Here is a 26,218-nt window from a genome sequence, read left to right on the forward strand (position 1 = left end):
CTAATATCACGGTTTAAGTTTCCCGAGGTCTCGTGACGCCCGGTCCACTTCTGTATTAGCAGGTCTCGTGCCAGCACAGGCCACTTGAGCAAGTCATTGATTTTGTAGGACTAATTTGATGAGCTCGCAGCGCCGTCAACAGAACGATGAAACACGCCAATAGCTAGAACGACAAGTGTCTCAGTCGTGTGACACTGTTGCAGAATTGAAGGGAAAACTGTATCAAATTGCAACCGTGACGCATGGTTGACAGAGTGGGCGCGACTCATCAGCCTGCTGCCTTGTGGCAAGCACGCTGCATAAAAACCCTGTGAATTCAAGGACAAACACGGTAGGACAGGGCCGACGCCGGGCCAGGAATGACGCCTACACCGAAATCTCGTGCTTGGCCATCAGGCGATACAGCGTCATGCGCGATACACCCAGTTCGCGTGCCGCCCGGCTGATGTTGTTGCCGCTGCGGGCCAGGCTCTCCCCGATGGCCACGCGTTCGGCGCTCAGGCGCGATGTGCCCAGGCCGACGCCATGCGGGCAGATGGGACCGACGCCTGGCAAATCGAGGTCTTCCGGCATCACGAGGCGATGCTCGGCCAATACCATGGCGCGGCGCACGCGGTTGATCAGTTCGCGCACATTGCCGGGCCAGTCGTAGCGCGTCATGGCCTGCAAGGCTTCGCGGCTCACGCCCTTGAGTTGGGGGCTGCGTTCGCTGGCGAACTTGTTGAAGATGAGATCGGTAAGCAGCGGCAAGTCTTCCTTGCGTTCACGCAGCGCCGGTACGCGGATCGGGAACACGCTGAGGCGGTAGTACAGATCTTCGCGGAAGCGGCCGTCGGCCACGGCCTGGGGCAGGTCGACGTGGGTGGCGGTGATCACGCGCGCATCGACCGCGATGGTGCGGGTGCCGCCGACCCGGTAGATCACGCGCTCTTGCAGGAAGCGCAGCAAGCTTGCCTGGAGGTCCAGCGGCAGGTCGCCAATTTCGTCGAGGAAAATGCTGCCGCCGGATGCCGCTTCGAGCAGGCCCTGCTTGTCGCGCATGGCGCCGGTGAAGGCGCCCCGTTCGTGACCGAACAGTTCAGAGTGGATCAGCGCCGGCGCCATGGCCGCGCAATTGATGGCGATGAACGGACCCGTGGCGCGGGGCGAGCGCAGGTGGATTTCCTGCGCGGCCAGCTCCTTGCCGCTGCCGCTTTCGCCGCAGATCAGAACCGGCGCGTCGACGGCGGCGATCTTGTCGATATGCGAGCGCAGGCGGGCAATAGCGGCCGACGTGCCGTCGATGTGGCTCACGCGCAGTGCGCCGTCGTGCGGCGCCGACCGCGTGGCCATGCTCGCCATGCCGTGGGCGTGGCCCAGTGAGTGCTGCAGCCGCAGTGTGTCGACCGGCAGCGTATGAAAGTCGACCAGATGCGCTGCGATCAGTTCGCGCAGGGCCGGCTGGACTAGACGGTGCGCGTCGAACACGCCCACCCAGCGCATGTGGTGATGCTGATGCAGGAAACGTTCGAGCTCGGCATCGTCTGCGCTGTCGCTGCTGTCGAGCAGCAGGCCCACGCCGTAGTGTTGCTGGGACAAGACCTTGCGCGCCGCAGCCAGATGCTCAACGACGCAGACATCCCAGCCGGGCAGGGCGCCATGGCAGGCGCGGGCGTGCGCACTGCCTTCACGCGTAATGCAGATAAGACGTTTTACAGGCACCGGTATCCTCATCAGACTGGTTGGCACCCGCTACGCAGCCATGCGTCCCGGCACACCATGGGACCATGCAACGTCGATGGGCGCAACGACCGGCGCTTGCCGGCTGAAACATCGTGTTAATTAAACCAAAACTGTGGCGAACATGGCGCACAACTGTTGATAAAAATCTAATGAGAAATGCAATATTGAATCAAACGTTTAATTCTTCGCATAACTATTTGAAAATAGAGTTTGTTTGTTGCTAATGATCTTAGTCGCGCTGAGCGGCTTGGAAAAGAGGCACGTGCGATGATTCTGGCCTAATTGCACGCTATCGGGCAGATGCGTTGTGGGTAACCAACAAGCGTAAAAAGTTGAATCCAACCGGACATAAGGCGCGTAATCGGCCTTGCGAGCGTCCCCGTGGAACCCATTGGTGACAGCCAGCTCAGCAGCGCGGCCCTCCTGCCGGGTCCTTGTATAATGTGGCAACCCCCAACCTGCATGCCACTATGACAAACACCACCCACTTCGGCTACAAGACCGTCGCCGAGGACCAGAAGGTCCAGGAAGTCGCCAAGGTCTTCCACTCGGTCGCCGCGAAGTACGATGTCATGAACGATCTGATGTCGGCCGGCCTGCACCGCGCCTGGAAGCTGTTTACGATCGCGCAGGCAGGCGTGCGGCCCGGCTTCAAGGTGCTCGATATCGCCGGCGGCACGGGCGACCTGGCCAAGGCCTTCGCAAAGCAGGCCGGCAAGACGGGCGAAGTCTGGCTCACCGACATCAACGAGTCGATGCTGCGCGTTGGCCGTGACCGTCTCTTGAATAAAGGACTTGTCACCCCAACCATGTTGTGTAACGCCGAAAAGTTGCCGTTTCCGGACAATTACTTCGACCGGGTCAGCGTTGCCTTCGGCCTGCGCAACATGACGCACAAGGATCAGGCGCTGGCCGAAATGCGCCGCGTGCTCAAGCCGGGCGGCAAATTGCTGGTGCTCGAATTCTCGAAAGTGATCGCGCCACTGCAAAAGCCATATGACGTGTATTCGTTCTCGGTACTGCCGTGGCTGGGCCAGCGGATTGCCGGCGACGCCGAAAGCTATCGCTACCTGGCCGAATCGATCCGCATGCATCCCGATCAGGACACCCTGAAGGGCATGCTGGAAGACGCGGGACTGGAGCGGGTCCAGTATTTCAACCTGACGGCGGGTGTGGCCGCTTTGCACACCGGTATCAAGCTGTAGTTTTAACTGAAGTTCCAATCAAGGACGGAGACAATGAAAAAATTCCTGGTCACGACGCTCCTCGCAGTCACTGCATTCTCGATGGTGGCCGAGGCCTACGCACGGCCGATGGGCGGCAAGCGCTCGGTCGGCCGCCAGTCGCAGGCCGTGCGCCAGATGCCGGCCCCGGCGCCGGCGCCCGCACAGAACATGCAGCGCCAGACCCCGAACCAGGCCGCGCCAGCTGCTGCCGGCGCTGGCGCCGCAGGCGCTGCGGCTGCCGCCAAGAAGCCAAGCATGATGCGCAATATCCTCGGCGGCGCACTGCTGGGCCTTGGCCTGGGCATGCTGCTGTCGCACCTTGGTATTGGCGGCGCGATGGCCAGCATCATCGCGGGCATCCTGATGTTCGCGCTGTTCGGCCTCGTCATAATGTTCCTGGTGCGCATGTTCCGCCGCAAGGACACGCCGGCCAATCCATCTGCAGCGGGTTTCAGCGGCGGCTTCAAGCCGCAGGCGGCCGGTGGCGTTGGCACGCCTGAAATCGGTTCGGGCCTGCGTCCGCAGCCGACCGCATTCCAGGGCGGCGTCGCACTGGAAAAGGACCGCGGCGGCCTGAATGCAGCGAATTTCGGCAATGCCGCTACCCCGGCAGCGCACCAGCAATGGGGCGTGCCGGCCGACTTCGACAGCGAAAGTTTCCTGCGTCATGCGAAGTCGTCGTTCATTCGCATGCAGGCAGCCTGGGATCGTGGCGACACGAACGACCTGCGCGAATTCACGTCGCCTGAAGTCTTCGCTGAACTCAAGCTGCAGATCCAGGAACGTGGCGCGGTCGCTGATTTCACCGACGTCGTCAATGTCGATGCGCAGTTGCTGGGCATCGAGCAGACGGCCACCGATTACCTGGCCAGCGTGCAGTTCAACGCCATGATCCGCAGCGCGAAAGACGCATTGCCAGAGCCGTTCGTCGAGGTCTGGAACATGTCCAAGCCGCTGTCGGGCGCGGGTGGCTGGGTGCTGGCTGGCATTCAGCAGCCGAACTAAGTACGCCGCAGGCGAACCGGAATTATTTTGTTTGCCGATTCCGTAACGCCGGGTGCGTGCCCGGCGAACTGGTAAGATCAAAACCGCCCGAATCACTCCGGGCGGTTTTGTTTTTTGAGGGTAGTCCCGCCATGTTTCCGAATCTTCCATCCCTATCGACCTTGTCACCCCAGCATGCGCTGACCGTGCCTGCCGTTGCCGCGATCAATCACCTGCTGGCCCAGGAAGCCTGGGCCCGGGCCGCGCTCGCGCGCCATGTCGGCAAGCAGGCGTGCATCGATGCCGGCGTGGCCCAGCTGCGCGTGCTGGTGGCGCCTGACGGCCTGTTCGAGGCCAGCCAGGATGCAGCGCCGGCCAACGTCACCATCCGCATCAAGCCGGCCGATTTGCCGCTGATCGCGCAAGACCGCACGCGTGCGCTGTCGTACGTGAAGATCGAGGGCGACGCCGAATTTGCCAACGTGATCTCGCAACTGGCCAACGGCCTGCGCTGGGATGCTGAATATGACCTCGAGCGCGTGGTCGGGCCGGTGGCCGCCTACCGCCTGCACCAGGGCGCGCGCCGCACCGTCAGTGGCCTGGGCGAAGCAGGGCGCCGCTTGGCCGAGAACCTCGCTGAATTCCTGGCCGACGAACGGCCGGTGCTGGTGCGGCCGGTCCAGCGCGACGCCTTTGCCGCCGATGTCGTGCGCCTGCGCGACGACGTCGAGCGCAGCGCCAAGCGCATTGCACGGCTCGAACAGGCGCTGGCCCAGCACAGCGCCGCCAAACCTTCTTCCACCTTTGCTGTAAGCGCAGACCAGAATCCGGATCGTCGATGATATTGAAATTCCTGCGCCTGCTGCGCATTCTCACCGTCTTTACCAAGTACGGCCTGGACGAAATCGCCGTCACCAGCATTAACGCTCCGCGCACCGCGCGCCTGATGAACACGTTCTTCTTCTGGCGCACGATCACGTCGCCACGCGCCGTGCGGCTGCGCCAGGCGCTTGAAGAACTGGGCCCGATCTTCGTGAAGTTCGGCCAGGTGCTGTCGACCCGGCGCGACCTGGTGCCGCCCGATATCGCCGATGAGCTGGCCATGCTACAGGACCGGGTGCCGCCATTCGGCTCCGACCTGGCGGTGGCGCAGATTACGCGCTCGCTCGGCACCCATCCTGATCAGCTGTTTGCCCACTTCGAGCGCGAGCCGATCGCCTCGGCGTCGATCGCCCAGGTCCACTTCGCCACGCTCAAGAACGGCAAGGAAGTCGCCGTCAAGGTGCTGCGCCCGGGCATGAAGAAGCTGATCGACGAGGACATGGCGCTGATGCGCATGGCTGCGAACCTGATCGAAAAGGTCTGGAGCGAAGCGCGGCGCCTGAAGCCGCGCGAAGTCGTGGCCGAATTCGACAAATACCTGCACGACGAGCTCGACCTGATGCGCGAGGCCGCCAACGCCAGCCAGCTGCGCCGCAACTTCGCCGATTCGACGCTATTGATGGTGCCTGAGATGTACTGGGACTATTGCTCGAGCAGCGTGATCGTCATGGAGCGCATGCACGGCCTGCCGGTATCGCAGATCGACCGTCTGGCCGCCGCCGGCGTCGACCTCAAGAAGCTGTCACGCGATGGCGTGGAAATTTTCTTCACGCAGGTGTTCCGTGACGGCTTCTTCCACGCCGACATGCACCCCGGGAATATCCTGGTGTCGACCGCGCCGGAAACGCTGGGCCGCTATATCGCGCTCGACTTCGGCATCGTCGGCACGCTGACCGACTTTGACAAGGATTACCTGTCGCAGAACTTCCTGGCCTTCTTCCAGCGCGACTACAAGCGCGTGGCCGAGGCTCACATCGAATCGGGCTGGGCGCCGCCGAGCACGCGTGTCGATGAACTCGAATCGGCCGTGCGTGCCTGCTGCGAGCCGATCTTTGATCGCCCTCTCAAAGACATCTCGTTCGGCCAGATCCTGCTGCGCCTGTTCCAGACCTCGCGCCGCTTCAATGTCGAAGTGCAGCCGCAACTGGTGCTGCTGCAAAAGACGCTGCTCAATATCGAAGGCCTGGGCCGCCAGCTCGACCCTGACCTGGATTTGTGGAAGACGGCCAAGCCGTATCTCGAGCGTTGGATGGCCGAGCAGGTGGGCTGGCAAGGCCTGGTCGAGCGCCTGAAGGCCGAAGCGCCGCGCTACGCCCAGATCTTCCCGCAACTGCCGCGCCTCGTGCACCAGGCGCTGGAACGCGAGTCGAAAGGGCACCATCCGCACATCGCCAACAGCGAGATGATGGCGATGCTGGTGGTGGAACAGCGCCGCACCAATCGCATGCTGACGTTCCTGACCTTGCTGGCGACGGGCGCCTGCACCGCGCTGGCTGCGCTGTACTTCCTCTGACGCGCGCCCAAGAAAAAAGCCCGCGTGAGCGGGCTTGATAAGCTGTGTTCTTTTATGGGCTGCGCTGATACGAACATCTCGCAGCCTTCTGTTTCTTGTGTTCTCGCAGTGGCAGAACTTTCCTGCGACCAACATCCGGTAAGGAAGCCGTATTAAATCACCGATACTGTGCACGAGCAAACAGTTCGCCTGCTGACGTGGTGAAAAACAACACGATGAGGCCCGCGTTTGCCGATCGCGGTGCTGTCTTGTCCCCGGGCCGCCGCAATGCCGTAAATGCTGCGGCAAAAGCTTTATAATTCAGGGTTTTGAAGATTTTTGCGGAGCACCAGAATGCCGATTTATGCCTATCGCTGCGAAGAATGCGGTTTTTCCAAAGATGTACTGCAAAAGATATCGGACCCGGTCCTGACCGTCTGCCCGTCCTGCGCCAAGCCATCGTTCAAGAAGCAGGTCACTGCAGCCGGTTTCCAGCTCAAGGGCTCGGGCTGGTACGTGACCGATTTCCGTGGCGGCACGCCGCCTGCCACCGGCACGGCTGCGGGCACGGGCGGCGCTGACACGGGTGCAGCGGCCGCGCCGGCTGCCGCAGCTGCACCGGCCACGCCAGCGCCTGCCGCACCTGGCACGGGCAACAGCAATGGTGGCAGCACCAGCGGTGGCGGCGACAAGAGCAGCACCTGAGCCCGGCGCGTCCCTGCGCCGCGCCAACAAGAATAACGGGATATCCGATGCGTAAATATTTCATCACCGGCCTGCTGGTGCTGGTGCCCCTGGCGATTACGGCCTGGGTCCTGAGCCTGATCATCAGCACGCTCGACCAGTCGCTGATGTTCGTGCCGGCCGCCTGGCAGCCGCGCCAGTTCATCGGCATGGACGTGCCGGGCATCGGGGCGGTGCTGACGCTGGCGATCGTGTTCATCACGGGTCTTCTCACCAACAATCTGGTCGGCAAGTACATCGTGCGCGTGGGCGAGCGCCTGCTCAAGCGCGTGCCGGTCGTCAGCTCGCTGTACGGCAGCGTCAAGCAGGTGTCCGACACGCTGTTCTCGTCGTCCGGCAATGCCTTCCGCCAGGCGGTGCTGATCCCGTATCCGCACGCCGACTCGTACACGATCGCGTTTCTGACCGGCGTGCCGGGCGGCGACGTGACCAACCACCTGGTGGGCGACTTCGTGAGCGTGTACGTGCCCACGACGCCAAACCCCACCTCGGGCTTTTTCCTGATGATGGAACGCAGCCGCGTGAAAGAACTCGACATGACCGTCGACGCGGCGCTCAAGTACATCGTCTCGATGGGTGTGGTTGCACCGAGCCATGTGCCGCTCGGCGCCGCCAATCCTGCGGCAGTCAAATAACGCATCACAGAATCTGGGCCGCCCGCGATGGCGGCGCCGACAAATCAATCAACCTGGAACGAAAACTATGTCCACCATGCGTACCAATTACTGCGGCCTCGTCACCGAGGAACTGCTGGGCCAAACCGTCAGCCTGTGCGGCTGGGTGCACCGCCGCCGCGACCACGGCGGAGTGATCTTCATCGACCTGCGCGACCGCGAAGGCCTGGTGCAGGTGGTCTGCCATCCGGACAATGCCGCCGTCTTCAAGGCAGCCGAGCACGTGCGTAATGAGTATTGCCTGCGCATCGTCGGCACCGTGACCAACCGTCTGGCCGGCACCGTCAACGCCAACCTGGCCTCGGGCAAGATCGAAGTGACCGCGACCGAAGTCGAAGTGCTCAACGCCTCGGTGCCGGTGCCGTTCCAGCTGGACGACGACAACCTGTCGGAAACCACCCGCCTGACGCATCGCGTGCTCGACCTGCGCCGCGGCCAGATGCAGCACAACCTGAAGCTGCGCTACAAGGTGTCGATGGAAGTGCGCAAGTACCTCGACAACCTGGGCTTCATCGACATCGAAACCCCGATGCTGACCAAGTCGACCCCGGAAGGCGCGCGCGACTACCTGGTGCCGTCGCGTGTCAACGCGGGCAACTTCTTTGCGCTGCCGCAGTCGCCGCAGCTGTTCAAGCAGCTGCTGATGGTCGCCAACTTCGACCGCTACTACCAGATCACCAAGTGCTTCCGCGACGAAGACCTGCGTGCCGACCGCCAGCCTGAATTCACCCAGATCGACTGCGAAACCTCGTTCCTGACCGAACAAGAAATCCGCGACATGTTCGAAGAAATGATGCGCGTCGTGTTCAAGAACACGACCGGCATCGAACTGCCGAACCCGTTCCCGGTGATGGACTTCGCCACCGCGATGGCGATGTACGGTTCGGACAAGCCGGACATGCGCGTCAAGCTCGCATTCACCGAACTTACCGAGCTGATGAAGACGGTCGAGTTCAAGGTGTTCAACAGCGCCGCCAACCTGCCGAACGGCCGCGTGGTCGGCATGCGCGTGCCGCAGGGCGGCTCGATGCCACGTTCCGAGATCGACGCCTACACCCAGTTCGTCGCGATCTACGGCGCCCGTGGCCTTGCGTACATCAAGGTCAACGAGAAGGCCAAGGGCCGTGACGGCCTGCAGTCGCCGATCGTCAAGAACCTGTCCGACGAAGTGCTGGCGCAGGTGCTGGAACTGACGGGCGCAGAAGACGGCGACCTGATCTTCTTCGGCGCCGACAAGGCCAAGGTCGTCAACGACGCCCTGGGCGCGCTGCGCGTGAAGATCGGTCACTCGGAATTCGGCAAGAAGGCCGGCCTGTTCGACGACGTCTGGTCGCCGCTGTGGGTGATCGACTTCCCGATGTTCGAGTACGACGAAGACGGCGATCGCTGGACCGCGACCCACCACCCGTTCACGGCCCCGAAAGACGGCCACGAAGACATGCTCGAGACCAATCCGGGCGCCTGCATCGCCAAGGCCTACGACATGGTCCTGAACGGCTGGGAACTGGGCGGCGGTTCGATCCGTATCCACCGCGAAGAAGTCCAGAGCAAGGTGTTCCGCGCGCTGAAGATCGACGCCGAAGAAGCCCAGCTCAAATTTGGCTTCCTGCTGGATGCGCTGCAGTACGGCGCGCCGCCGCACGGTGGCCTGGCCTTCGGCCTGGATCGCCTGATCACGCTGATGACTGGCTCCGAGTCGATCCGCGACGTGATCGCGTTCCCGAAAACGCAGCGCGCGCAGTGCTTGCTGACCAATGCACCGTCTGAAGTCGACGAGAAGCAATTGAAAGAGCTGCATATCCGCCTGCGTAACGAGCCGAAGGTCGCGTAATGGCGGGCGGGGGAGGTGGCCTGGCTGCCAACCCCGCTCATCCTGTCATGCAAGCCTACAAGATCCCTGAATCGGTGCTGGTCGTCATCCACACGTCCGAGCTGGACGTGCTGGTGATCGAACGCGCCGGTCAGCCGGGTTTCTGGCAATCGGTCACCGGCTCCCTTGACCGGCTCGACGAGCCGCTGCCGGAGACGGCAGCGCGCGAACTGTTCGAAGAGACCGGCATCGTGGCTGACGGCAAACAGATCGTCCTGTGTGACTGGCAGTTAGCCAATATCTACGAGATCTACCCTCTCTGGCGCCATCGCTACGCCCCCGGCGTAACGCAGAACACCGAACACGTGTTTTCTGTTTGCGTGCCGCGCGACATCCCCATCATCCTCAGTCCACGCGAGCACATTGCCCACGCCTGGCTGCCCTACCTGGAAGCGGCCGATCGCTGCTTCTCGGCCTCGAATGCCGAAGCCATTCTGCAATTGCCGCGCCATCTCGCTGTCTGATCCCCAAAGCAAACAAAATTTCTTCAAAGAAGCAAATTTGCAGTAAATCATCATTGAATATTGCTCATACACAGCAATAAAATGACGTTTTACAGCAAAAGTACGTAAGTGCTTTTTTTAATTTCGCTCTGTTCGCTGGCGCTCACATAAGCACGAAAAAGTAGGAGTTCTCCTATGAAGATACATTTGGAGACACTTGATGACACGTTGCGAAAATGAATTAAATATGGCGAGCAACGGACGGGCACCATATATTCCACGGTTGACAGTCAGAAATCAGTAGTCTAAGGTCAATAGTTCACCCAGTGTGAATTTTCGATGTGCAACTTTTAAGTGGATGATTCTGAGAGAAAAATGGATAACTTCAAACTGAATAGCGACAAGAAAGTAAAAGCAATCACACTCGGCGACGATTGCATCTATATCGACCTGATGGATGGACTGCGCCTGTGTGGCCCGATGGCGCCCCGCGCGCAAAAGGATGAGGCGGCTGCACACCGCCCGCGCCGCATGATTGTCTCGGGCCACGAAGCGGTGTACGACCAGGCGCACGCGATCGCCTGAAGGTAATTTGTTACTGTTGGTATCTAAAAAGAGTGCGAGAGCTGGCAACCTGCCGAACGCGCCAGCGCTTTAATAAGCGCACGATTGGGTCCGTTTCACGAGAACGGCGGTCCGATCCGGGTAGAATGTTTCCATGAAAATTCGTGTGGCTACCTACAACATTCACAAGGGCGTTTCCTCGCTGCGCAGCACGCCCCGCGTGATCGCACTGAAGAAAGCGATCGCTGAATTCGACGCCAACGTCGTCTTCCTGCAAGAAGTCCAAGGCCGGCATGACCGGCACCAGGCACGCTTCGGCAAGGAAGACCGTGGTCATCGGCACTGGCCTGAAACAGCCCAGTACGATTATTTTGCCTCCGACCTGCACCACACGGCGTATGGCATGAACGCGGTCTACGACCACGGTCACCACGGCAATGCGCTGCTCAGTACCTACCCGATCGAAAACTCGCACAACCACGATGTCTCGGACCACGCCTACGAGCAGCGCGGCATCCTGCACTGCGTGCTGGGTACGCCCGAGTGTCCGGTACACTGCTACGTCGTGCACCTGGGCCTGTTCGAAGGCGGACGCGGGCGCCAGACGCAGTCGCTGATCGATGCCGTCAATTCGTCGGCGCCCAATGGCGAGCCGGTCATCATCGCGGGCGACTTCAACGACTGGCGCAACACCCTGAGCGACAAGCTGCGCAGCGGCCTGGGCGTGACCGAAGTCTTCGACGAGCTGGGCCCGCGCTCGCCGATGGGCGACATGGTGCGCGGCTGGGCCGGGCGCAAGCCGCGCCTGGCGCCGGCGCGCACGTTCCCGGCGATGCTGCCGTGGTTCCGCCTGGACCGCATCTACGTGCGCGGCTTCAAGGTCAACGCGGCGCAAGTGATGCACGGTCCCCTGTGGGCCAAGCTGTCCGACCACGCACCGATCGTGGCGGAACTCGAGCTGGCCTGAGGCCATGCGCAGCGTCACCTTCGTCGACGATAACGACATCACGCTGTTGGAGAGCGGCGTTGCGTTCTTCCCGGCGCTGATCGCCGCGCTCGACGCCGCCAGGCACGAGGTCCTGTTCGAAACCTATATTTTTGCCGAGGACGAAACTGGTGACGCCGTGCGCGATGCGCTTGCGCGCGCTGCCAGGCGCGGCGTCAAGGTGCGGGTGCTGGTCGACTGGTTCGGCACCGGCCACCGCGTCACCTCCCGGCTGGGCCAGGTGCTGACCCATGCCGGCGCCCAGTACCGCGTCTTCAATCCGCTGTGCAAGCGCGGCATCGCCCGCTCGCACCGCAAGATCACCGTGATCGACCGCGAGGTTGCGTTTGTCGGCGGCATCAATGTCAACGACGACTGGCTGTGCGACCACGCCGACGGCCGTCGCCTGCCGGCGCCGCGCTGGGATTTCACGGTGCGGGTGCGGGGCCCGCTCGTCGCGCAAATTCACCATGAAGCGCAAGGCCAGTGGACCCGCACGGGCCGCCTGCGGCTGCGCAAGCGCCTGGAACTGTTCCGCGAAATGCGCAAGCAGCCGCCGCCATCGTGCGCCAGTCCCGCGCGCGCCGCCTTCGTCGTACGCGACAACCTGCGCAACCGCACCACGATCCAGCGCGCCTACCTGCAGGCGCTGGGCCATGCGCGCCACAGCGTGCTGCTGGCCACGCCGTACTTCGCGCCGGGCCGCAAGTTTCGCAAGGCGCTCGCGCATGCGGCGCAGCGCGGCGTCGCCGTCACGCTCTTGATCGGGGTGGGGGAGTTCGCGATCCAGGACGCGGTGGCGCAATCGTTCTATCCGAAACTGCTGGCCGACGGCATCCGCGTGGTCGAATACCGCAGGACGCAACTGCATGCCAAGGTGGCGGTGGCGGACGACCACTGGGCCACGGTCGGCTCAAGCAACTGCGACGGCCTGTCGCTGTTCGTGAACCAGGAAGCCAATATCGTCGTGGACGATCCGGTCTTCGCCGCGTCGATGCGCGCGCACATCGAACGGGGCATCGCGGACGGGGTCGAAGTCTGTCCGCAGGAATTTGCCGACATCGGCTGGCTGCGCCGCGCCGTCAACGGCTGCGCGTATGTCGGCTACAAACTGGTGATGCGCGTGTGCGCCATCGGGTATGCATGATCAAGGAGGACACGATGGATAAAGACAAAGAAAACGTCCGGCTGGACAAATGGCTGTGGGCAGCACGGTTTTTCAAGACACGCTCGCTGGCGCAGGATGCGGTCGAGCGGGGCCGGGTGCGGATCGACGGCGAACCGGTCAAGCCGGCGCGCACGGTCAAGATCAACGACAAGATGCTGATCGACAACGGCTCGGATCGCTGGGAAATCATCGTCGCGGCCATCTCTGGCGCACGCGGCGGCGCCCCGGTGGCGCGCACGCTGTATTTCGAAACTGACGAAAGCATCGCCAAGCGCGAAAACGATAAAGTGGCGCGGCGTTTGTATCCGGAACCGAGCCTGGAAATCAAGGGGCGGCCCACCAAGCGCGATCGCCGGGCGATGGAGCAGGCGGGCGAATAGGCGTAGTCAGCGTTATCGCATGACCAGCAAGGCGACGACCAGCGCGACGACCACCAGCACGATGGCGAATACCCGGATGCTCTTGCCGGATCTTGTCCGTACCTGCTGCGCGGGCGGCGCGCTTTCCAGCGCCCGGTTCGACGCGACGACATCGACGGCCTTGTCGACGACGACCTGCGCCGTGTCGCGGTCGAGTCCGCGCCGGACCAGGTCGGCAATCGCGTCGTCCGCCGCCGCGCCGCTGTCCAGCCGCGCACTGGCGTGGCCGATCAGCACCAGGAAGTGCTGCATTGAATCCGCGCCTGCTGTCGCTGGCTGAGCGGGTTCGGTGCCACCTTCCTGGAGCGAGAAGGCGCGAATGGCCAGCTGCAGCGCGCTGTCGTCGGGTTCGACGACCTGTTGATTCTGATCGGTGCTGCTCATGCTGTGGACCTTTCGTCTGCGCGCTGAATGTTGCTGGATTATTAATGGTAACAGTCCAGCTGCAAACAGGTGCGCCATGCTCGTAAATCACGCACCGGACACCCCGAAAATGCTGTACCTTTAGCAGATCAAACAACTGTTTTCTGCCGCTCGCCTGCACGCCGGGCCGTCAGCAAAAGACGCTTTCTCCGGGTGTCGCGGGTTGTTTTTCATCAATAGAACCGCACCTCTAAGTTCCCGTTTGACATTCCAGGCCCGATAGATAATAGTACGAGCGTTCGGATTTTTTCGAGACCAGGGGAAGCTATCAGTACTTCAGCAAAATTCATGCGCAAGGGCGAGCAGACGCGGGCGGCAATTCTCGACGTCGCGCTCGAGCTCGCCAGCCGCAACGGCCTTGAAGGCTTGACGATCGGCCTGCTGGCTGACCGGATGAGCATGAGCAAGTCCGGCGTGTTCGCGCACTTCGGTTCGCGCGAAGACCTGCAGCTCGAGGTGGTCAAGCTATACCACCACCGCTTCGAGCAAGAGGTCTTTTACCCGAGCATCAAGGAAACCCGCGGTCTGCCGCGCCTGGTGGCGATGTACACGCGCTGGGTCAAGCGGGTGTCGGTCGAAATCGCGTCCGGATGCATCTATATCAGTGGCGCCGTCGAATACGACGACCGCGAAGGCCCGATCCGCGAAGAGCTGGTGTCGATGGTCCGCGCGTGGCAGGGCGCCTTGCTGCGCAGCGTGGAGCAGGCAATGGAACTGAAGCATCTGCACACCGGTTTCGATGCCGAGCAGCTGGTGTTTGAAATGCACGGCCTGATCCTGGCGCTGCACCACGATGCGCGTTTCCTGCGCAATCCGGGCGCCGTCGAACGGGCACGGGCCGGCTTTGAACGCCTGATCGAGAATTACCGCAATTCCCAACAATCGCAAGACCACCAGGCGGCATAAGGCCGCCTGTCACGTCCAACAATCGTCACACTCTTCAGGAGAAAACCATGGGTCAGTACGTCGCGCCAATCCGGGATATGCAGTTCGTTCTGCACGAGTTCCTCAATGTCACCGAAGAATTCAAGAATCTGCCGAAATACCAGGAAATCGATACCGACATCATCAACCAGGTACTCGAAGAAGGTGCAAAGTTCACCCAGGAAGTGCTGTTCCCGCTGAACCACTCGGGCGACCGCGAAGGCTGCACCTTCAATGCCGCCGACAAGAGCGTGACCACGCCGAAGGGCTTCAAGCAAGCGTATAAACAGTATGTCGAAGGCGGCTGGGCAGCGCTGGCGTGCGATCCGGAATACGGCGGTCAGGGCTTGCCGATCACGCTGAACAACTCGTTCTACGAGATGCTCAATTCGTCGAACCAGGCCTGGTCGATGTACCCGGGCCTGTCGCACGGCGCCTACGAGTGCCTGCTCGAGCACGGCACCGACGACCAGAAACGCCTGTACCTGCCAAAGCTCGTTTCGGGTGAATGGACCGGCACGATGTGCCTGACCGAAGCGCACTGCGGCACTGACCTGGGCCTGTTGCGTTCGAAAGCCGAACCGCAAGGCGACGGCGCCTACCTGATCACCGGCTCGAAGATCTTCATCTCGGCCGGCGAACACGATATCTCGGACAACATCGTCCACCTGGTGCTGGCACGTCTGCCGGATGCACCGGAAGGCTCGAAGGGCATCTCGCTGTTCCTGGTGCCGAAGTTCATGCCGAACGAAGACGGCTCGATCGGCGAGCGCAATGGCATCGCCTGCGGCGCCATCGAAGAAAAGATGGGCATCCACGGTAACTCGACCTGCCAGATGAACCTGGACAACGCGCGCGCCACGCTGATCGGCCAGCCGCACAAGGGCCTGCAGGCGATGTTCGTGTTCATGAACGCCGCCCGCCTGGGTGTGGGCATGCAGTCGCTCGGCCTGACCGAAGTGGCGTACCAGAACGCGCTGGCCTATGCAAAAGACCGCATCCAGATGCGCAGCCTGTCGGGCGTGAAAGCACCGGACAAGCCAGCCGACCCGATCATCGTGCACCCGGACGTGCGCCGCATGCTCTTGACCGCAAAAGCCTTCGCTGAAGGCGGCCGCGCGTTCTCGTCGTACGTTGCGCTGCAGATCGACCGCGAACTGAACCACACCGATGAAGACGTGCGCAAGGAAGCCGCTGACGAAGTGGCCCTCCTCACGCCAATCATCAAGGCCTTCATCACCGACAACGGCTGGATCGCGACCTCGGAAGCGATGCAGGTCTACGGCGGCCACGGCTACATCGCCGAATGGGGCATGGAGCAGTACGTGCGCGACGCGCGCATCAACATGATCTACGAAGGCACCAACACCATCCAGTCGCTGGACCTGCTGGGCCGCAAAATCCTGATGGACAACGGCGCCAAGCTGCGCAAGTTCGGCGAGAAGATCAAGAACTTTGTTGAAGACAATGGCCTGGACGAGAACATGTCCGAATTCGTCACGCCGCTGGGCGAGCTGGGCGACAAGGTCACCAAGCTGACGATGGAAATCGGCATGAAGGCCTTCCAGAACCCGGACGAAGTGGGCGCCGCCGCCGTGCCTTACCTGCGCGTAGCCGGTCACCTGGTCTACAGCTACCTGTTCGCGCAGCAAGCCAAGATCGCACTGGCCAAGCTCGATTCGGGCGACCGCTTCTATGAATCGAAGCTGGCGACGATCCGCTTCTACTTCGCACGTCTGTATCCGGAAACCGCGATGCTGATCCGCCAGGCACGCTCGGGCGCCGCGAACCTGACGGCGCTGGACGCCGACCTGTTCTAAGCACTCACGCCCAACCCAACAAGGAAATCTTACATGTCCAATTTCATCGTCAAGAAAGTCGCCGTGCTGGGCGCCGGCGTGATGGGCGCGCAAATCGCCGCCCACTGCGTGAACGCCAAGGTGCCAGTCGTGCTGTTCGACCTGCCTGCAAAAGAGGGTCCGAAGAACGGCATCGTCCTGCGCGCCATCGAGAACCTGAAAAAGCTCTCGCCAGCCCCGCTGGGCAACAAGGATGACGCGGCCCTGATCGAAGTGGCCAACTACGAGGATAACCTCGACGTGCTGGCCGGTTGCGACCTGATCATCGAAGCCATCGCCGAGCGCATGGACTGGAAACACGACCTGTACGCCAAGGTCGCGCCGCACATCGCGCCGAACGCGATCTTCGCATCGAACACGTCGGGCCTGTCGATCAACAAGCTGGCCGAAGGTTTTGATTCAGAGCTCAAGGCACGCTTCTGCGGTGTGCACTTCTTCAATCCGCCGCGCTACATGCACCTGGTCGAACTGATCCCGACCACGGACACCCGTCCCGACATCCTCGACCAGCTCGAAACGTTCCTGACCTCGACCCTGGGCAAGGGCGTCGTGCGCGCGAAAGACACGCCAAACTTCATCGCCAACCGCGTCGGCATCTTCGGCATGCTGGCCACGATCGTCGAAGCCGAGAAATTCGGCCTGTCGGTCGACGTGGTCGACGACCTGACCGGCGCCAAGCTGGGCCGCGCCAAGTCGGGCACCTTCCGCACCGCGGACGTGGTCGGCCTGGACACGATGGGCCATGTGATCAAGACGATGCAGGACAACCTGAAGGACGACCCGTTCTTCAGCGTCTACAAAACGCCGGACATCCTGGCCAAGCTGATCGAAAAAGGTGCACTGGGCCAGAAATCCGGCGCCGGCTTCTACAAGAAGGTCGGCAAGGAGATCCAGCGCCTGGACTTCGCCACGGGTGAATACGTCGCCGGCGGCGCCAAGGCCGCCGACATCGTTGGCCGTATCCTGAAAGAGAAAGACCCGGTCAAGAAGTTCAAGGCCATGCGCGAGTCGACCAACCCGCAGGCGCAGTTCCTGTGGGCGATCTTCCGTGACGCGTTCCACTACATCGCGTTCCACCTCGAATCGATTGCCGACAACGCGCGCGACATCGATTTTGCGATGCGCTGGGGCTTCGGCTGGAGCGTCGGCCCGTTCGAAACGTGGCAGGGCGCCGGCTGGACGCAGATCGCGCAGTGGGTCAAGGAAGACATCGACGCCGGCAAGGCACTGTCGACGGCACCGCTGCCAGCCTGGGTGTTCGAGGGTTCGGTCGCCGAGAAGGGCGTGCATACCCCTGAGGGTTCGTACTCGGTGGCCAAGAGCGGCTATGTGCCACTGTCCGATCTGCCGGTCTACCAGCGCCAGCAGTTCCGCGCACCGGTCGTTGGCCTGGGCGGCGCCGATCCGAAAACCGCCGGCACCACCGTGTTCGAAGACGAGTCCGTGCGCCTGTGGCATTCGGACGACGAAGTCCTGGTCGTCTCGCTCAAGACCAAGATGCATGTCATCGGCGATGGCGTCATCAAGGGTCTGCAGCGCGCACTGAAAGAAGCCGAAGCCGGCTTCAAGGGCATCGTGATCTGGAACACCGACGCAGCCGAAGGCGGCGCGTTCTCGGCCGGCGCCGACCTGCAATCTGCTTTGCCAGCCTTCATGGCCGGCGGCGCGAAGGCGATGGAGCCGATCGTGCGCGAGCTGCAGGACACCTTCATGGCGCTCAAGTACTCGAACGTGCCGGTCGTGGCCGCAGTGGCGGGCCTCGCGCTGGGCGGCGGCTGCGAGCTGGCGCTGCATGCCAGCAAGCGTGTCGCGTCGATCGAGTCGTACATCGGCCTGGTCGAAGTGGGCGTGGGCCTGGTGCCTGCCGGCGGCGGCCTGAAGGAAGCAGCGCTGCGCGCCGCAACCGAAGCCAAGGGCAACGACATCCTGCAATTCCTGAAGAACGGTTTCATGAACGCGGCCACCGCGCAAGTGTCGAAGTCGGCGCTGGAAGCGAAGGCCATGGGTTACCTGAAAGAAGACGACGTGATTGTCTTCAACGCCTACGAACTGCTGCACGTGGCGAAAACCACGGCGCGCGCGATGGCCGATGCTGGCTACCGCGCCCCGGCGCGCCGCACGTTCCCGGTCACCGGCCGTTACGGCTGGGGCACGATCCGCGGCCAGATGGTCAATATGCGCGACGGCGGCTTCATCTCGGCCTATGACTACCAGCTGGGCGACACCATCGCCGAGATCGTCACTGGCGGCGACATCGACCAGGGCAGTGTGGTCAGCGAGCAGTGGATCCTCGACCTGGAGCGCAAGGCCTTCGTGGCGCTGCTGAACAATCCGAAAACGCAGGAACGCATCATGGGCATGATGCAGACCGGCAAGCCAGTGCGCAACTAAGCGTCGACAGAACAGGACACTGACATGAGCAAACAACTTCAAGACGCATACATCGTCGCAGCGACCCGCACCCCGATCGGCAAGGCGCCGCGCGGCATGTTCAACAAGACCCGCCCGGACGATCTGCTGGTGCACGCGATCCGCGGCGCCATGGCGGCCGTGCCGAACCTGGACCCGGCGTTGATCATCGATGCGATCATCGGCTGCTCGTTCCCGGAAGCCGAGCAGGGCTTCAACATCGCCCGTAACTCGGTGGTGCTGGCCGGCTTGCCGAACACCGTGGGCGGCGTGACGGTCAACCGTTACTGCGCCTCGGGCATCACCGCACTGGCGATGGCCGCTGACCGCATCCGCGTGGGCGAAGCCGACGTGATGATCGCCGGCGGCGTCGAATCGATGTCGATGGTGCCGATGATGGGCCACCACCCGTCGATCAATATGGACACGTTCAAGGACGAGAACGTGGGCCTGGCCTACGGCATGGGCCTGACGGCCGAGAACGTCGCCAACCAGTGGAAGATCTCGCGCGAAGACCAGGACGCCTTCGGCCTGGAATCGCACCGCCGCGCCATCGCTGCGCAGCAGGCCGGCCACTTCAAGGACGAGATCACCCCGGTCGACGTCATCACCCGCACGCCGAACCTGGCCACCGGCCAGATCGACGTCAAGACCCGCACCGTGGACACCGACGAAGGCCCACGCGCCGACGCCAGCATGGAAAGCATGGGCAAACTCAAGCCCGTGTTCGCCGCCAAGGGTTCGGTCACGGCCGCCACGTCGTCGCAGATGTCCGATGGCGCCGGCGCCCTGATCGTCGTCAGCGAAAAAATCCTGCGCGAGCACAACCTGACGCCGCTGGCCAAGTTCTCGTCGTTCGCCGTGCGCGGCGTGCCGCCGGAAATCATGGGCATCGGTCCGAAGTTTGCGATTCCTGCCGCGCTGGCCGCCGCCGGCATCACGCAGGACCAGCTGGACTGGATCGAGCTGAACGAAGCCTTCGCCGCGCAGGCGCTGGCCGTGATCCGCGACCTGGGCCTGGACACCAGCAAGGTCAACCCGCTGGGCGGCGCGATCGCTCTGGGGCACCCGCTGGGCGCAACCGGCGCGATCCGCGCCGCGACCGTCGTGCACGCGCTGCGTCGCAATAATCTGAAGTACGGCATGGTGACGATGTGCGTCGGCGCCGGCATGGGCGCTGCGGGCATTATCGAACGCGTCTAAGCAAGCCAGTACGATCACCGCGTGGGCGGGAGATCCGCTCACCCTACAATCGACTATGTAGGGTGGGCGGGTCTCCCGCCCACGCGTCCAACCAGCCCAAGAAACAACGGGAGACAACCACCATGAGCATCCTCACCACCACCGCCGACGGCATCCTCACGATCACCTTCAACCGCCTCGAACGCAAGAACGCGATCACCGGCGCGATGTACCAGACGATGGCCGACGCCTTGCGCGCCGCCGAGCAGGACACGACGATCCGCGCCATCCTGATCACCGGCCAGCCCGAGATTTTCACCGCCGGTAACGACCTCGACGATTTCCTGAACAACACCGGCGAAGGCGCGATGACGCCAGAGCGTCCGGTGTTCCAGTTCATGCTGGCGCTGGAAGGCTGCACCAAACCGGTGGTCGCGGCCGTGGCCGGCGCCGCCGTCGGTATCGGCACCACGCTCCTGATGCATTGCGACCTGGTCTACGCGGCCGACAACGCCAAATTCTCGATGCCGTTCTCGCAGCTGGGCCTGTGTCCTGAATTTGCCTCGTCGCTGCTGGTCGCGCAGTCGGCCGGCTACACGCGCGCCGCTGAAAAGCTGATGCTGGGCGAGCCGTTCCTGGCCCAGGAAGCGCTGGAGATGGGCATCGTCGCGCGCGTCGTGCCGGCAGCGGAACTGCTCGCGTTCGCGCAGGCGCAAGCGGCAAAACTGGTCAAGCTGCCCCCAGCCTCGATCCGCACGACCAAGGCGCTGATGCGCCGCGCGCGCACCGCGCACGTCCGGGACACCATTGCGGCTGAAAACGAACAGTTCAGCGCGATGCTGGGCGGCGCCGAAGCGAAGGAAGCCTTCACCGCGTTCTTCGAAAAGCGCAAGCCGGATTTCAGCAAGTTCGACTAGTCGGCCAGCCGGCGAACGGGCGGCACCGGGGCGCACCCCCATGGCCGTTCGCCGGTATCATGTGCCGAACCGTGCCCGCCACCGATAACGATCTTCATGCGGCGGGCGCTTGCTAAAAAAAGGGTGATATGAGAACGACGGAAAATACTGCGGTCGCCGAGTTGGCGTTTGAACTTGGCAAGGTAACGCGCAGAGCAATCGATGGCAGTTATGGCAAGGCCGATCCGGTCGAACTGTCACGGGTGGCCAATGCGCTGCTCGAAGCAGGCCAGGAAAAAATCCTGAATGATGTGCTGCTGGTGTTTGTCGCCGGCTTCGAAGAGGGCGACCCGCCGGAACGGCGTGCCGATCCCGAAAATCGCTGAAAACAGCTGATCGTCCGCTGGCAGCAACGCCTGTCAGCGCACGATCAACACCGCGCGCACGCTGGGATCCAGCGCCGTGCGCTCGACATAGCCGATCATCCCCGGATTCTCCGCAATCATCCTGCGCATGGCGGCATTGCCATCGACCTCGGCCGGTGGCTGGCCGCGGCCAGTGAAGATCAGTCTGGCCCAGTGCGCTTTCACGAGCGCCGGGGTGCGGTGCGTGACCTTGCTGTAGAACTCGTTACGCAGCGGTGAACCGAGGTCCTGGTCGATGGGCACCACTTCACTGCCGTTCGGGAAGCGGTTGGTCTGGAACAGGAAGATCTCGGCAACCTGGTCGGCACTGAGCATGCTGATGTTGCTGCGCGCTGAGACGATCACGGCCAGCTCCGCTGCCGGGGCAGCGCTGGGCGCCAGCGCAAGTGCGGGACCCAGGCACAGGGCCAGCAACAGTGTGGGAAGCGAACGGTTCATCATGGTCAGAAAACGACGTCCATGCCAAGGCTGATGACGTTGAACGCCTGGCCGGAACGGAACCCCGGCTGAACGTTGATCAGGGTGCCGATCGAGCCGCCGCGCGGCTTGACGCGGTCGAACTGCCCTTTGAGTGCAATGTTCGGCGCGACATCCCAGCGCACGCCAACGCTGGCCGTGTCCTGCACGCCAATCTGGCGCAGCTGGTCATTCAATGCATTGTTCAAGGAGCCCGCCACCGCCGCCGCTTCGGGCGGCAAGCCGTCCAGCGGCAGCCCGGCTGTCTGCGTGGCGAGGTTGGCGACCAGGCGCGCATAGGTGACGTAGGGCGCGACATTGCCGAAGCGCCGGCCGGCCGACAGATACGAGGCGGTCTGGTCGCCCAGGAGCGAGCTGGTGTTGATGCGCCCGCTCTCGCCGGTAATGAACCAGTCGCCCGGATCGTAGTTGAAGCCGGCGCTGAACACGCGCACATGGCGCTTGGCGATATCGTAGCGGTCTGCCAGCGCCTCGCCCGGCCGGCCGAAGGCACGCAAGCCGTCGAACAACGCTTCCGCACCCGGCACCACCAAGAGCGCCTGGGCCGCCGTGAAGCGCACGGTCAGTGCGCCGGCGGTCGCGCTCTCGGTGAGGCCGACGATGTTGCGGGCCTTGCCAGTAAGGTCCTTGTTCAGGCGCGCGGCCGCATGGCCCAGCGAGAGCGTGGTCTCGTGCTTGACCTGCCCGGTATGCCAGCGGTACGAGGCGTCGACGCCGTCACTGTAGGAAATCGGTATCAGGCTGTACAGTTCGACGGGCGCGCGCATCCAGGGCAGGGCGTAGCCCACCTTGCGATAGTCGGCGGCCAGGAACAGCGGCAGCGCAATGCGTCCGGCGCGCAGCGACAGCTCCGGCGTTGCCTGGAACTTCACGTTGGCCCAGGTAAGGTACGTCTTGTACGAATTCTCGATGCTTTTTTCCTGTGTCGCCTGGACCACGGCCGACCAGCGCTTGTCGAACCGGACATCGAGCTGCGCACCGGCGCGGCTATCGACGTCGAACGCCCACGCTTTGGAGTAGCCCGCCTGGCCAGGCGAGTTGGGATTGACCGTGTAGTCGCCCTGGTCCTGCGTGGCATGGACAGCGGCAACGGTACCGAACCCGGTCACGTTCCACGTTGCCTGCGCGCGCGCATCGCCCGGCGGCCAGGCCAATAGGCAGAGCAGCAGGGCGACGGGGGCGACGCCACGCGCCGCCGGGGTAGTCAATATGAATGGCATGACGTCGTCATTGTACTGCGCTCAGGTTAGTCCCAACTGCGCCGTGCCTGGCGTGTCGAGCCGGAAGATGCGCACGATCTGCGCCAGGCCATGGGCCCGCTGCTGCAGCGAATCGGCCGCGGCGGCGGTCTTGCTGACCATCTGGGTGTTGTGCTGCAACGACCTGTCCATGGCGCCGATGGCGTCGGCCACCGCCTCCACACGCACGGCCTGATCGTCGCCAGCCGCGCTGATCCGGCCGACCATCCCAGTCACGTCGGTCACGCTTTGCACGATGTTGTCCATCGTGCGGCCGGCCTCCTGGGCCAGCGCACTGCCGGCGCTGACCTGGCGCACCGATTCCTCGATCAGGCCCTTGATTTCGCGGGCGGCCGCGCCCGAGCGCTGGGCCAGTTGCCGCACTTCGGCAGCGACGACCGCAAAACCGCGTCCCTGTTCGCCGGCACGGGCGGCTTCCACCGCAGCGTTGAGGGCCAGGATATTGGTCTGGAACGCGATGCCGTCGATGACGGCGGTGATCTCGGCGATCTGGCGCGACGACGTGTCGATCAGGCCCATGCGCTCGACGACCGCACTGACCTGGCGCCCGCCGACGACGGCAATCCCCGATGCCTGCGTGGCAAGCGCATTGGCTTGCCGGGCATGATCGGCATTGGCGCGGATGATGTCGCCCAGTTCGTCGATGGAGGCGGCGGCGCGGCCAAAGGCCTCGGTCTGGTCCCGCGAGTGTTCGAACAGCAGCGCGCTGCCTTCGGCAATGTCGCTGGCGGCGCCGCGCGTGGTCTCGACCGTGTCGCGCACCTGGCCAATCGCCGTCTGCAGCGTGTGCAGCACATCGCGCAGGGCGCGGCCGCTGCTGCTGGTAACCGGCGCCAGCGAGCGCAGGTCGATGATCCCGTGCTGGGCCTGCAGCATCGCCACGCTGGCGCGCAGTTCGGCCGAGCGCAGCGCTTCGCGTTGCAGTACCAGCGCGATGTAGCACAGCACCATCGTTTCGACGATGACGTAGCCGGCGTGGATGAAGACGATCGCCAGTCCCGGCCGGGTCAGGCAAATGACGCCGTAGCCGAGCTCTTGCAGGTAGTTGAAGCTGAAATGGTGCACGGCGGTCAGACCTGCGGCGAACAGGATCACGCGCCAGTCGCGGTAGCACAGCAGGATCGCCAGCGATACGAAGATCCCGAAATGCAGTTCTTCCCGGCCGTTACCTTGATGGATGTGCAGCGCGCACATGGCCATCAGCGCGCCGGCATTGACCAGCCGGCTCGTGAGCGTGCCGCTGGCCAGGAACGTGACACCACTTGCGATCGCAACGATCGGCAGACCGACCAGCAGCGACCATCTCATGGTGTCGTGCATGCCGGTCAACGCCAGCGAAAAGCCCAACATCGCCCACAGCACGATGATCAGCAAGCGGTCGGCATGGCGGTAGACAGGCAGCAGGTTGGGTTGGGTCGGCATCAGGGTCTCGTAAAGTGAATTTTTTCACTATTTAACCTGAAAAATATAGACTGGAGGAAACGCTTGCAGTCGTTCAATATCTTCTGATTATGAAAAGCGTGCTGGTTCTGCGCTCTCTTGCCATACTGACAGTGCCAGGGTCAGTAAATATGATGTTCAAAGTGAGAAAGTGTGATTATTTCTTTAAAGAAATTTCGCAGAATCCGTAGGATGGCCGCGTGCGCTGAGCAAATCGTGCAAATCAGCCAGAAATTATGGCAATTCGTACAGACGCAACAGCAGGTGTTGCAATCGTGTGCTGCCAGGGCGTGGGCGACGACGGTGAGGGTGGCCGTGACCGTGACCGTGACGGCGCCAGGGCAGGCGCCGCCAAGATCAGCAGATGAGGAATGTCGACGCGCGAACGCGCGATATCAGGCGTGTGCGCCGTGGGGTGCCTTGGCATTGCCACGACGGCGGCGCACGGCGACCAGCAAGCCGCCGACGGTCGCGAACATGGCCAGCATGCCAGGCTCCGGCACTTCTTCTGCCTCCAGCTGCGCGGCAGCGAAGCCTTGCAAGGCCAGTGCAGTCGCCACGTTGATGCCAAGGTCGCGGGCGACGTAATCGTCGGCGCCCAGTGAGCGTGGATCGAGTCCGGTCACGTTGCCGAAGATGGTCAGCGCTTCCAGGTAGTAGCCGTAGTTGCTGCCGTGGTAGGAGTCCGGCGCCCACAGGTTGATCTGGCCGGCGCCGGTGCCGTCGTACGGGTTGGCATCGGCCAGGCCGCCTGCGATCGCCTGGCTCCACGCCTGGCCCACGGGGATCACGCCATTGATGATGCCTGAGGCCGAATCGGCGGCATCATAGCCGGCGCGCACGTCTTGCGCCATTGCGTAGATCGACTTGCCAAACCACGGGCTGGTGGCGTTCTTGTACGTCAGGTCGGCGCGCGACCAGGTCGACGTCAGGCGCACGTCGACATCCGGATTCTGCTCGCGAAGCGCATTGGCCAGCAGGCCGGAATAGCGGATCAGCGTTTCCGGGTTGCCCGGCTTGGCGCCGTCGAGCGTGCTGTAGCTTTGCAGCAGCACCATGTCGAACGGCTTCACGATTGTGTTGAAGCGGTTGTTGTAGTGAAAATCCAGGCCCGAGCCGGGCTCGGTTTCCAAGCTGACCTGATAATCCAGGCCGGCCTGCATCGTCATGGCCTTGAACAGCGCCGGTACACCACCGATGCCCAGACCATTCAGGTCGGTCACGGTATCGGGACGGTAGTTCTGCACGAGTGGTGGTTTGGCGCCGGCCGGGTCGCCATAGGTGAAGCTGTTGCCGACAAACAGGATGGTCGTGGCGGACGCGGGCAGGGCCAGGCCGCCCAGTGCGACTGCGGCGAAGAGTACCGTGCCGGAACGGTGCAGGCTGCAAAGAATGGTCATCAAAGTCTCCAGTGTGTTTTTTAGTTGGTGTTCAAGATTAAGCAAGTCGCATGCCGACGACGGATATTACTGAATAATCAGTCAGTTATAGATGCCTGCTGCATATAACGCTGTCAGGGTGTAAAGCAGGCCGACACCGCACCTCGCTGTCGATAAACCCGCCTTCATGTGGCGCTGACGTCACACTCCTGTAATTTCTCGCGTCGTTTTGTAAAGTTTTGCAAGCAAGCACCGCGCATTTCCCGTGCCTGGCAGCGTCAGGGCACCCCGTTTGTAAAGAAGTGTGAGCAACAGCGGGGAGTGAGCAACCAACAATTCAATGAAATCATGAGGTTATGTGTTTCCTGGCAG

24 protein-coding genes are annotated in these 26,218 nt (G+C 62.8%); 18 read left to right on the plus strand and 6 right to left on the minus strand.

The features are described from left to right. Nucleotides 1-366: 366 nt before the first annotated feature. Nucleotides 367-1,701 (minus strand): sigma-54 dependent transcriptional regulator, encoded by a 1,335-nt coding sequence (locus NX775_RS18225; protein WP_258837241.1) that lies wholly within the window; start codon nucleotides 1,699-1,701, stop codon nucleotides 367-369. Nucleotides 1,702-2,192: 491 nt separating this feature from the next. Between NX775_RS18225 and ubiE the strand changes: the two genes are divergently transcribed. The 12 genes from ubiE (at nucleotide 2,193) to NX775_RS18285 (ending at nucleotide 13,134) form a co-directional block, all read left to right on the plus strand. Then, on the plus strand, nucleotides 2,193-2,927 hold the full coding sequence (gene ubiE, locus NX775_RS18230) for a bifunctional demethylmenaquinone methyltransferase/2-methoxy-6-polyprenyl-1,4-benzoquinol methylase UbiE (protein WP_183554091.1): 735 nt from the start codon (nucleotides 2,193-2,195) through the stop codon (nucleotides 2,925-2,927). A 33-nt stretch (nucleotides 2,928-2,960) separates the two neighbouring features. After that, a complete protein-coding gene (locus NX775_RS18235) occupies nucleotides 2,961-3,953 on the plus strand; it encodes a Tim44 domain-containing protein (protein ID WP_258837242.1) in 993 nt (330 codons plus the stop codon). A 131-nt stretch (nucleotides 3,954-4,084) separates the two neighbouring features. Continuing rightward, nucleotides 4,085-4,774, plus strand: coding sequence for a ubiquinone biosynthesis accessory factor UbiJ (locus NX775_RS18240; RefSeq protein ID WP_258837243.1), 690 nt, complete (start codon nucleotides 4,085-4,087; stop codon nucleotides 4,772-4,774). Then, entirely contained in the window at nucleotides 4,771-6,327 is a 1,557-nt protein-coding gene (gene ubiB / locus NX775_RS18245) for a ubiquinone biosynthesis regulatory protein kinase UbiB (RefSeq protein ID WP_183554085.1), read from the plus strand. The genes NX775_RS18240 and ubiB overlap by 4 nt, the downstream gene beginning before the upstream one ends. A 333-nt stretch (nucleotides 6,328-6,660) precedes the next feature. Beyond that, entirely contained in the window at nucleotides 6,661-7,011 is a 351-nt protein-coding gene (locus tag NX775_RS18250; RefSeq protein WP_258837244.1) for an FmdB family zinc ribbon protein, read from the plus strand. A 47-nt stretch (nucleotides 7,012-7,058) separates the two neighbouring features. Next, on the plus strand, nucleotides 7,059-7,685 hold the full coding sequence (locus NX775_RS18255) for a DUF502 domain-containing protein (RefSeq protein ID WP_258837245.1): 627 nt from the start codon (nucleotides 7,059-7,061) through the stop codon (nucleotides 7,683-7,685). Between the two features lie 67 nt (nucleotides 7,686-7,752). Then, on the plus strand, nucleotides 7,753-9,555 hold the full coding sequence (aspS, locus tag NX775_RS18260; protein ID WP_258837246.1) for an aspartate--tRNA ligase: 1,803 nt from the start codon (nucleotides 7,753-7,755) through the stop codon (nucleotides 9,553-9,555). 47 nt (nucleotides 9,556-9,602) lie between these two features. Further along, a complete protein-coding gene (nudB, locus tag NX775_RS18265) occupies nucleotides 9,603-10,058 on the plus strand; it encodes a dihydroneopterin triphosphate diphosphatase (RefSeq protein ID WP_258837247.1) in 456 nt (151 codons plus the stop codon). 354 nt (nucleotides 10,059-10,412) lie between these two features. Beyond that, a complete protein-coding gene (locus NX775_RS18270) occupies nucleotides 10,413-10,622 on the plus strand; it encodes a hypothetical protein (RefSeq protein ID WP_183554079.1) in 210 nt (69 codons plus the stop codon). 133 nt (nucleotides 10,623-10,755) lie between these two features. Next, nucleotides 10,756-11,568 (plus strand): endonuclease/exonuclease/phosphatase family protein, encoded by an 813-nt coding sequence (locus NX775_RS18275; protein WP_258837248.1) that lies wholly within the window; start codon nucleotides 10,756-10,758, stop codon nucleotides 11,566-11,568. Nucleotides 11,569-11,572: 4 nt separating this feature from the next. Beyond that, nucleotides 11,573-12,733, plus strand: a complete 1,161-nt coding sequence (gene clsB / locus NX775_RS18280) for a cardiolipin synthase ClsB (protein ID WP_258837249.1) — start codon at nucleotides 11,573-11,575, stop codon at nucleotides 12,731-12,733. A gap of 14 nt (nucleotides 12,734-12,747) precedes the next feature. Next, nucleotides 12,748-13,134, plus strand: a complete 387-nt coding sequence (locus NX775_RS18285) for an RNA-binding S4 domain-containing protein (RefSeq protein WP_258837250.1) — start codon at nucleotides 12,748-12,750, stop codon at nucleotides 13,132-13,134. 12 nt (nucleotides 13,135-13,146) lie between these two features. On the opposite strand, the gene NX775_RS18290 is transcribed toward NX775_RS18285, so the two are convergent. Then, nucleotides 13,147-13,557, minus strand: coding sequence for a hypothetical protein (locus NX775_RS18290; protein WP_258837251.1), 411 nt, complete (start codon nucleotides 13,555-13,557; stop codon nucleotides 13,147-13,149). Between the two features lie 327 nt (nucleotides 13,558-13,884). Here NX775_RS18290 and NX775_RS18295 point away from each other — a divergent pair, with 327 nt between their 5' ends. The 6 genes from NX775_RS18295 (at nucleotide 13,885) to NX775_RS18320 (ending at nucleotide 21,252) form a co-directional block, all read left to right on the plus strand. After that, entirely contained in the window at nucleotides 13,885-14,502 is a 618-nt protein-coding gene (locus tag NX775_RS18295) for a TetR/AcrR family transcriptional regulator (RefSeq protein ID WP_258837252.1), read from the plus strand. Nucleotides 14,503-14,549: 47 nt separating this feature from the next. Next, nucleotides 14,550-16,340 (plus strand): acyl-CoA dehydrogenase C-terminal domain-containing protein, encoded by a 1,791-nt coding sequence (locus tag NX775_RS18300; RefSeq protein WP_258837253.1) that lies wholly within the window; start codon nucleotides 14,550-14,552, stop codon nucleotides 16,338-16,340. A gap of 33 nt (nucleotides 16,341-16,373) precedes the next feature. Further along, entirely contained in the window at nucleotides 16,374-18,770 is a 2,397-nt protein-coding gene (locus NX775_RS18305) for a 3-hydroxyacyl-CoA dehydrogenase/enoyl-CoA hydratase family protein (RefSeq protein WP_258837254.1), read from the plus strand. Nucleotides 18,771-18,794: 24 nt separating this feature from the next. After that, nucleotides 18,795-19,991, plus strand: coding sequence for an acetyl-CoA C-acyltransferase (locus NX775_RS18310; RefSeq protein WP_258837255.1), 1,197 nt, complete (start codon nucleotides 18,795-18,797; stop codon nucleotides 19,989-19,991). A 122-nt stretch (nucleotides 19,992-20,113) separates the two neighbouring features. Further along, entirely contained in the window at nucleotides 20,114-20,887 is a 774-nt protein-coding gene (locus NX775_RS18315; protein ID WP_258837256.1) for an enoyl-CoA hydratase, read from the plus strand. A gap of 128 nt (nucleotides 20,888-21,015) precedes the next feature. After that, nucleotides 21,016-21,252 (plus strand): hypothetical protein, encoded by a 237-nt coding sequence (locus NX775_RS18320; protein WP_183554058.1) that lies wholly within the window; start codon nucleotides 21,016-21,018, stop codon nucleotides 21,250-21,252. Nucleotides 21,253-21,285: 33 nt separating this feature from the next. Here the strand turns inward: NX775_RS18320 and NX775_RS18325 are convergent, their stop codons facing one another. The 4 genes from NX775_RS18325 to NX775_RS18340 form a co-directional block, all read right to left on the minus strand. Then, on the minus strand, nucleotides 21,286-21,732 hold the full coding sequence (locus NX775_RS18325; protein WP_258837257.1) for a phosphate ABC transporter substrate-binding protein: 447 nt from the start codon (nucleotides 21,730-21,732) through the stop codon (nucleotides 21,286-21,288). Between the two features lie 2 nt (nucleotides 21,733-21,734). Next, nucleotides 21,735-22,988: a hypothetical protein gene (locus NX775_RS18330; protein ID WP_258837258.1), complete on the minus strand. Its 1,254-nt coding sequence runs from the start codon at nucleotides 22,986-22,988 to the stop codon at nucleotides 21,735-21,737. Between the two features lie 21 nt (nucleotides 22,989-23,009). Then, nucleotides 23,010-24,449 (minus strand): methyl-accepting chemotaxis protein, encoded by a 1,440-nt coding sequence (locus NX775_RS18335; RefSeq protein ID WP_258837259.1) that lies wholly within the window; start codon nucleotides 24,447-24,449, stop codon nucleotides 23,010-23,012. Nucleotides 24,450-24,862: 413 nt separating this feature from the next. Continuing rightward, nucleotides 24,863-25,867 (minus strand): PEP-CTERM sorting domain-containing protein, encoded by a 1,005-nt coding sequence (locus tag NX775_RS18340; RefSeq protein WP_258837260.1) that lies wholly within the window; start codon nucleotides 25,865-25,867, stop codon nucleotides 24,863-24,865. Nucleotides 25,868-26,218 lie beyond the last annotated feature (351 nt).

Origin of the sequence: Massilia aurea, assembly GCF_024753205.1 — a bacterium.
In the GTDB taxonomy this organism is placed as follows: Bacteria; Pseudomonadota; Gammaproteobacteria; order Burkholderiales; family Burkholderiaceae_D; genus Telluria; species Telluria aurea.

Excerpts from the sequence above, each read along its gene's own strand:
- clsB (WP_258837249.1), top strand. The coding sequence starts at position 11,573 with ATGCGCAGCGTCACCTTCGTCGACGATAACGACATCACGCTGTTGGAG.
- aspS (WP_258837246.1), top strand. The coding sequence starts at position 7,753 with ATGTCCACCATGCGTACCAATTACTGCGGCCTCGTCACCGAGGAACTG.
- NX775_RS18295 (WP_258837252.1), top strand. The coding sequence starts at position 13,885 with ATGCGCAAGGGCGAGCAGACGCGGGCGGCAATTCTCGACGTCGCGCTC.
- NX775_RS18325 (WP_258837257.1), bottom strand. The coding sequence starts at position 21,732 with ATGATGAACCGTTCGCTTCCCACACTGTTGCTGGCCCTGTGCCTGGGT.
- nudB (WP_258837247.1), top strand. The coding sequence starts at position 9,603 with ATGCAAGCCTACAAGATCCCTGAATCGGTGCTGGTCGTCATCCACACG.
- NX775_RS18270 (WP_183554079.1), top strand. The coding sequence starts at position 10,413 with ATGGATAACTTCAAACTGAATAGCGACAAGAAAGTAAAAGCAATCACA.
- NX775_RS18290 (WP_258837251.1), bottom strand. The coding sequence starts at position 13,557 with ATGAGCAGCACCGATCAGAATCAACAGGTCGTCGAACCCGACGACAGC.
- NX775_RS18285 (WP_258837250.1), top strand. The coding sequence starts at position 12,748 with ATGGATAAAGACAAAGAAAACGTCCGGCTGGACAAATGGCTGTGGGCA.
- NX775_RS18330 (WP_258837258.1), bottom strand. The coding sequence starts at position 22,988 with ATGCCATTCATATTGACTACCCCGGCGGCGCGTGGCGTCGCCCCCGTC.
- NX775_RS18275 (WP_258837248.1), top strand. The coding sequence starts at position 10,756 with ATGAAAATTCGTGTGGCTACCTACAACATTCACAAGGGCGTTTCCTCG.
- NX775_RS18240 (WP_258837243.1), top strand. The coding sequence starts at position 4,085 with ATGTTTCCGAATCTTCCATCCCTATCGACCTTGTCACCCCAGCATGCG.
- ubiB (WP_183554085.1), top strand. The coding sequence starts at position 4,771 with ATGATATTGAAATTCCTGCGCCTGCTGCGCATTCTCACCGTCTTTACC.
- NX775_RS18250 (WP_258837244.1), top strand. The coding sequence starts at position 6,661 with ATGCCGATTTATGCCTATCGCTGCGAAGAATGCGGTTTTTCCAAAGAT.
- NX775_RS18335 (WP_258837259.1), bottom strand. The coding sequence starts at position 24,449 with ATGCCGACCCAACCCAACCTGCTGCCTGTCTACCGCCATGCCGACCGC.
- NX775_RS18340 (WP_258837260.1), bottom strand. The coding sequence starts at position 25,867 with ATGACCATTCTTTGCAGCCTGCACCGTTCCGGCACGGTACTCTTCGCC.
- NX775_RS18320 (WP_183554058.1), top strand. The coding sequence starts at position 21,016 with ATGAGAACGACGGAAAATACTGCGGTCGCCGAGTTGGCGTTTGAACTT.
- NX775_RS18235 (WP_258837242.1), top strand. The coding sequence starts at position 2,961 with ATGAAAAAATTCCTGGTCACGACGCTCCTCGCAGTCACTGCATTCTCG.
- NX775_RS18310 (WP_258837255.1), top strand. The coding sequence starts at position 18,795 with ATGAGCAAACAACTTCAAGACGCATACATCGTCGCAGCGACCCGCACC.
- NX775_RS18315 (WP_258837256.1), top strand. The coding sequence starts at position 20,114 with ATGAGCATCCTCACCACCACCGCCGACGGCATCCTCACGATCACCTTC.
- NX775_RS18255 (WP_258837245.1), top strand. The coding sequence starts at position 7,059 with ATGCGTAAATATTTCATCACCGGCCTGCTGGTGCTGGTGCCCCTGGCG.
- NX775_RS18300 (WP_258837253.1), top strand. The coding sequence starts at position 14,550 with ATGGGTCAGTACGTCGCGCCAATCCGGGATATGCAGTTCGTTCTGCAC.
- NX775_RS18305 (WP_258837254.1), top strand. The coding sequence starts at position 16,374 with ATGTCCAATTTCATCGTCAAGAAAGTCGCCGTGCTGGGCGCCGGCGTG.
- ubiE (WP_183554091.1), top strand. The coding sequence starts at position 2,193 with ATGACAAACACCACCCACTTCGGCTACAAGACCGTCGCCGAGGACCAG.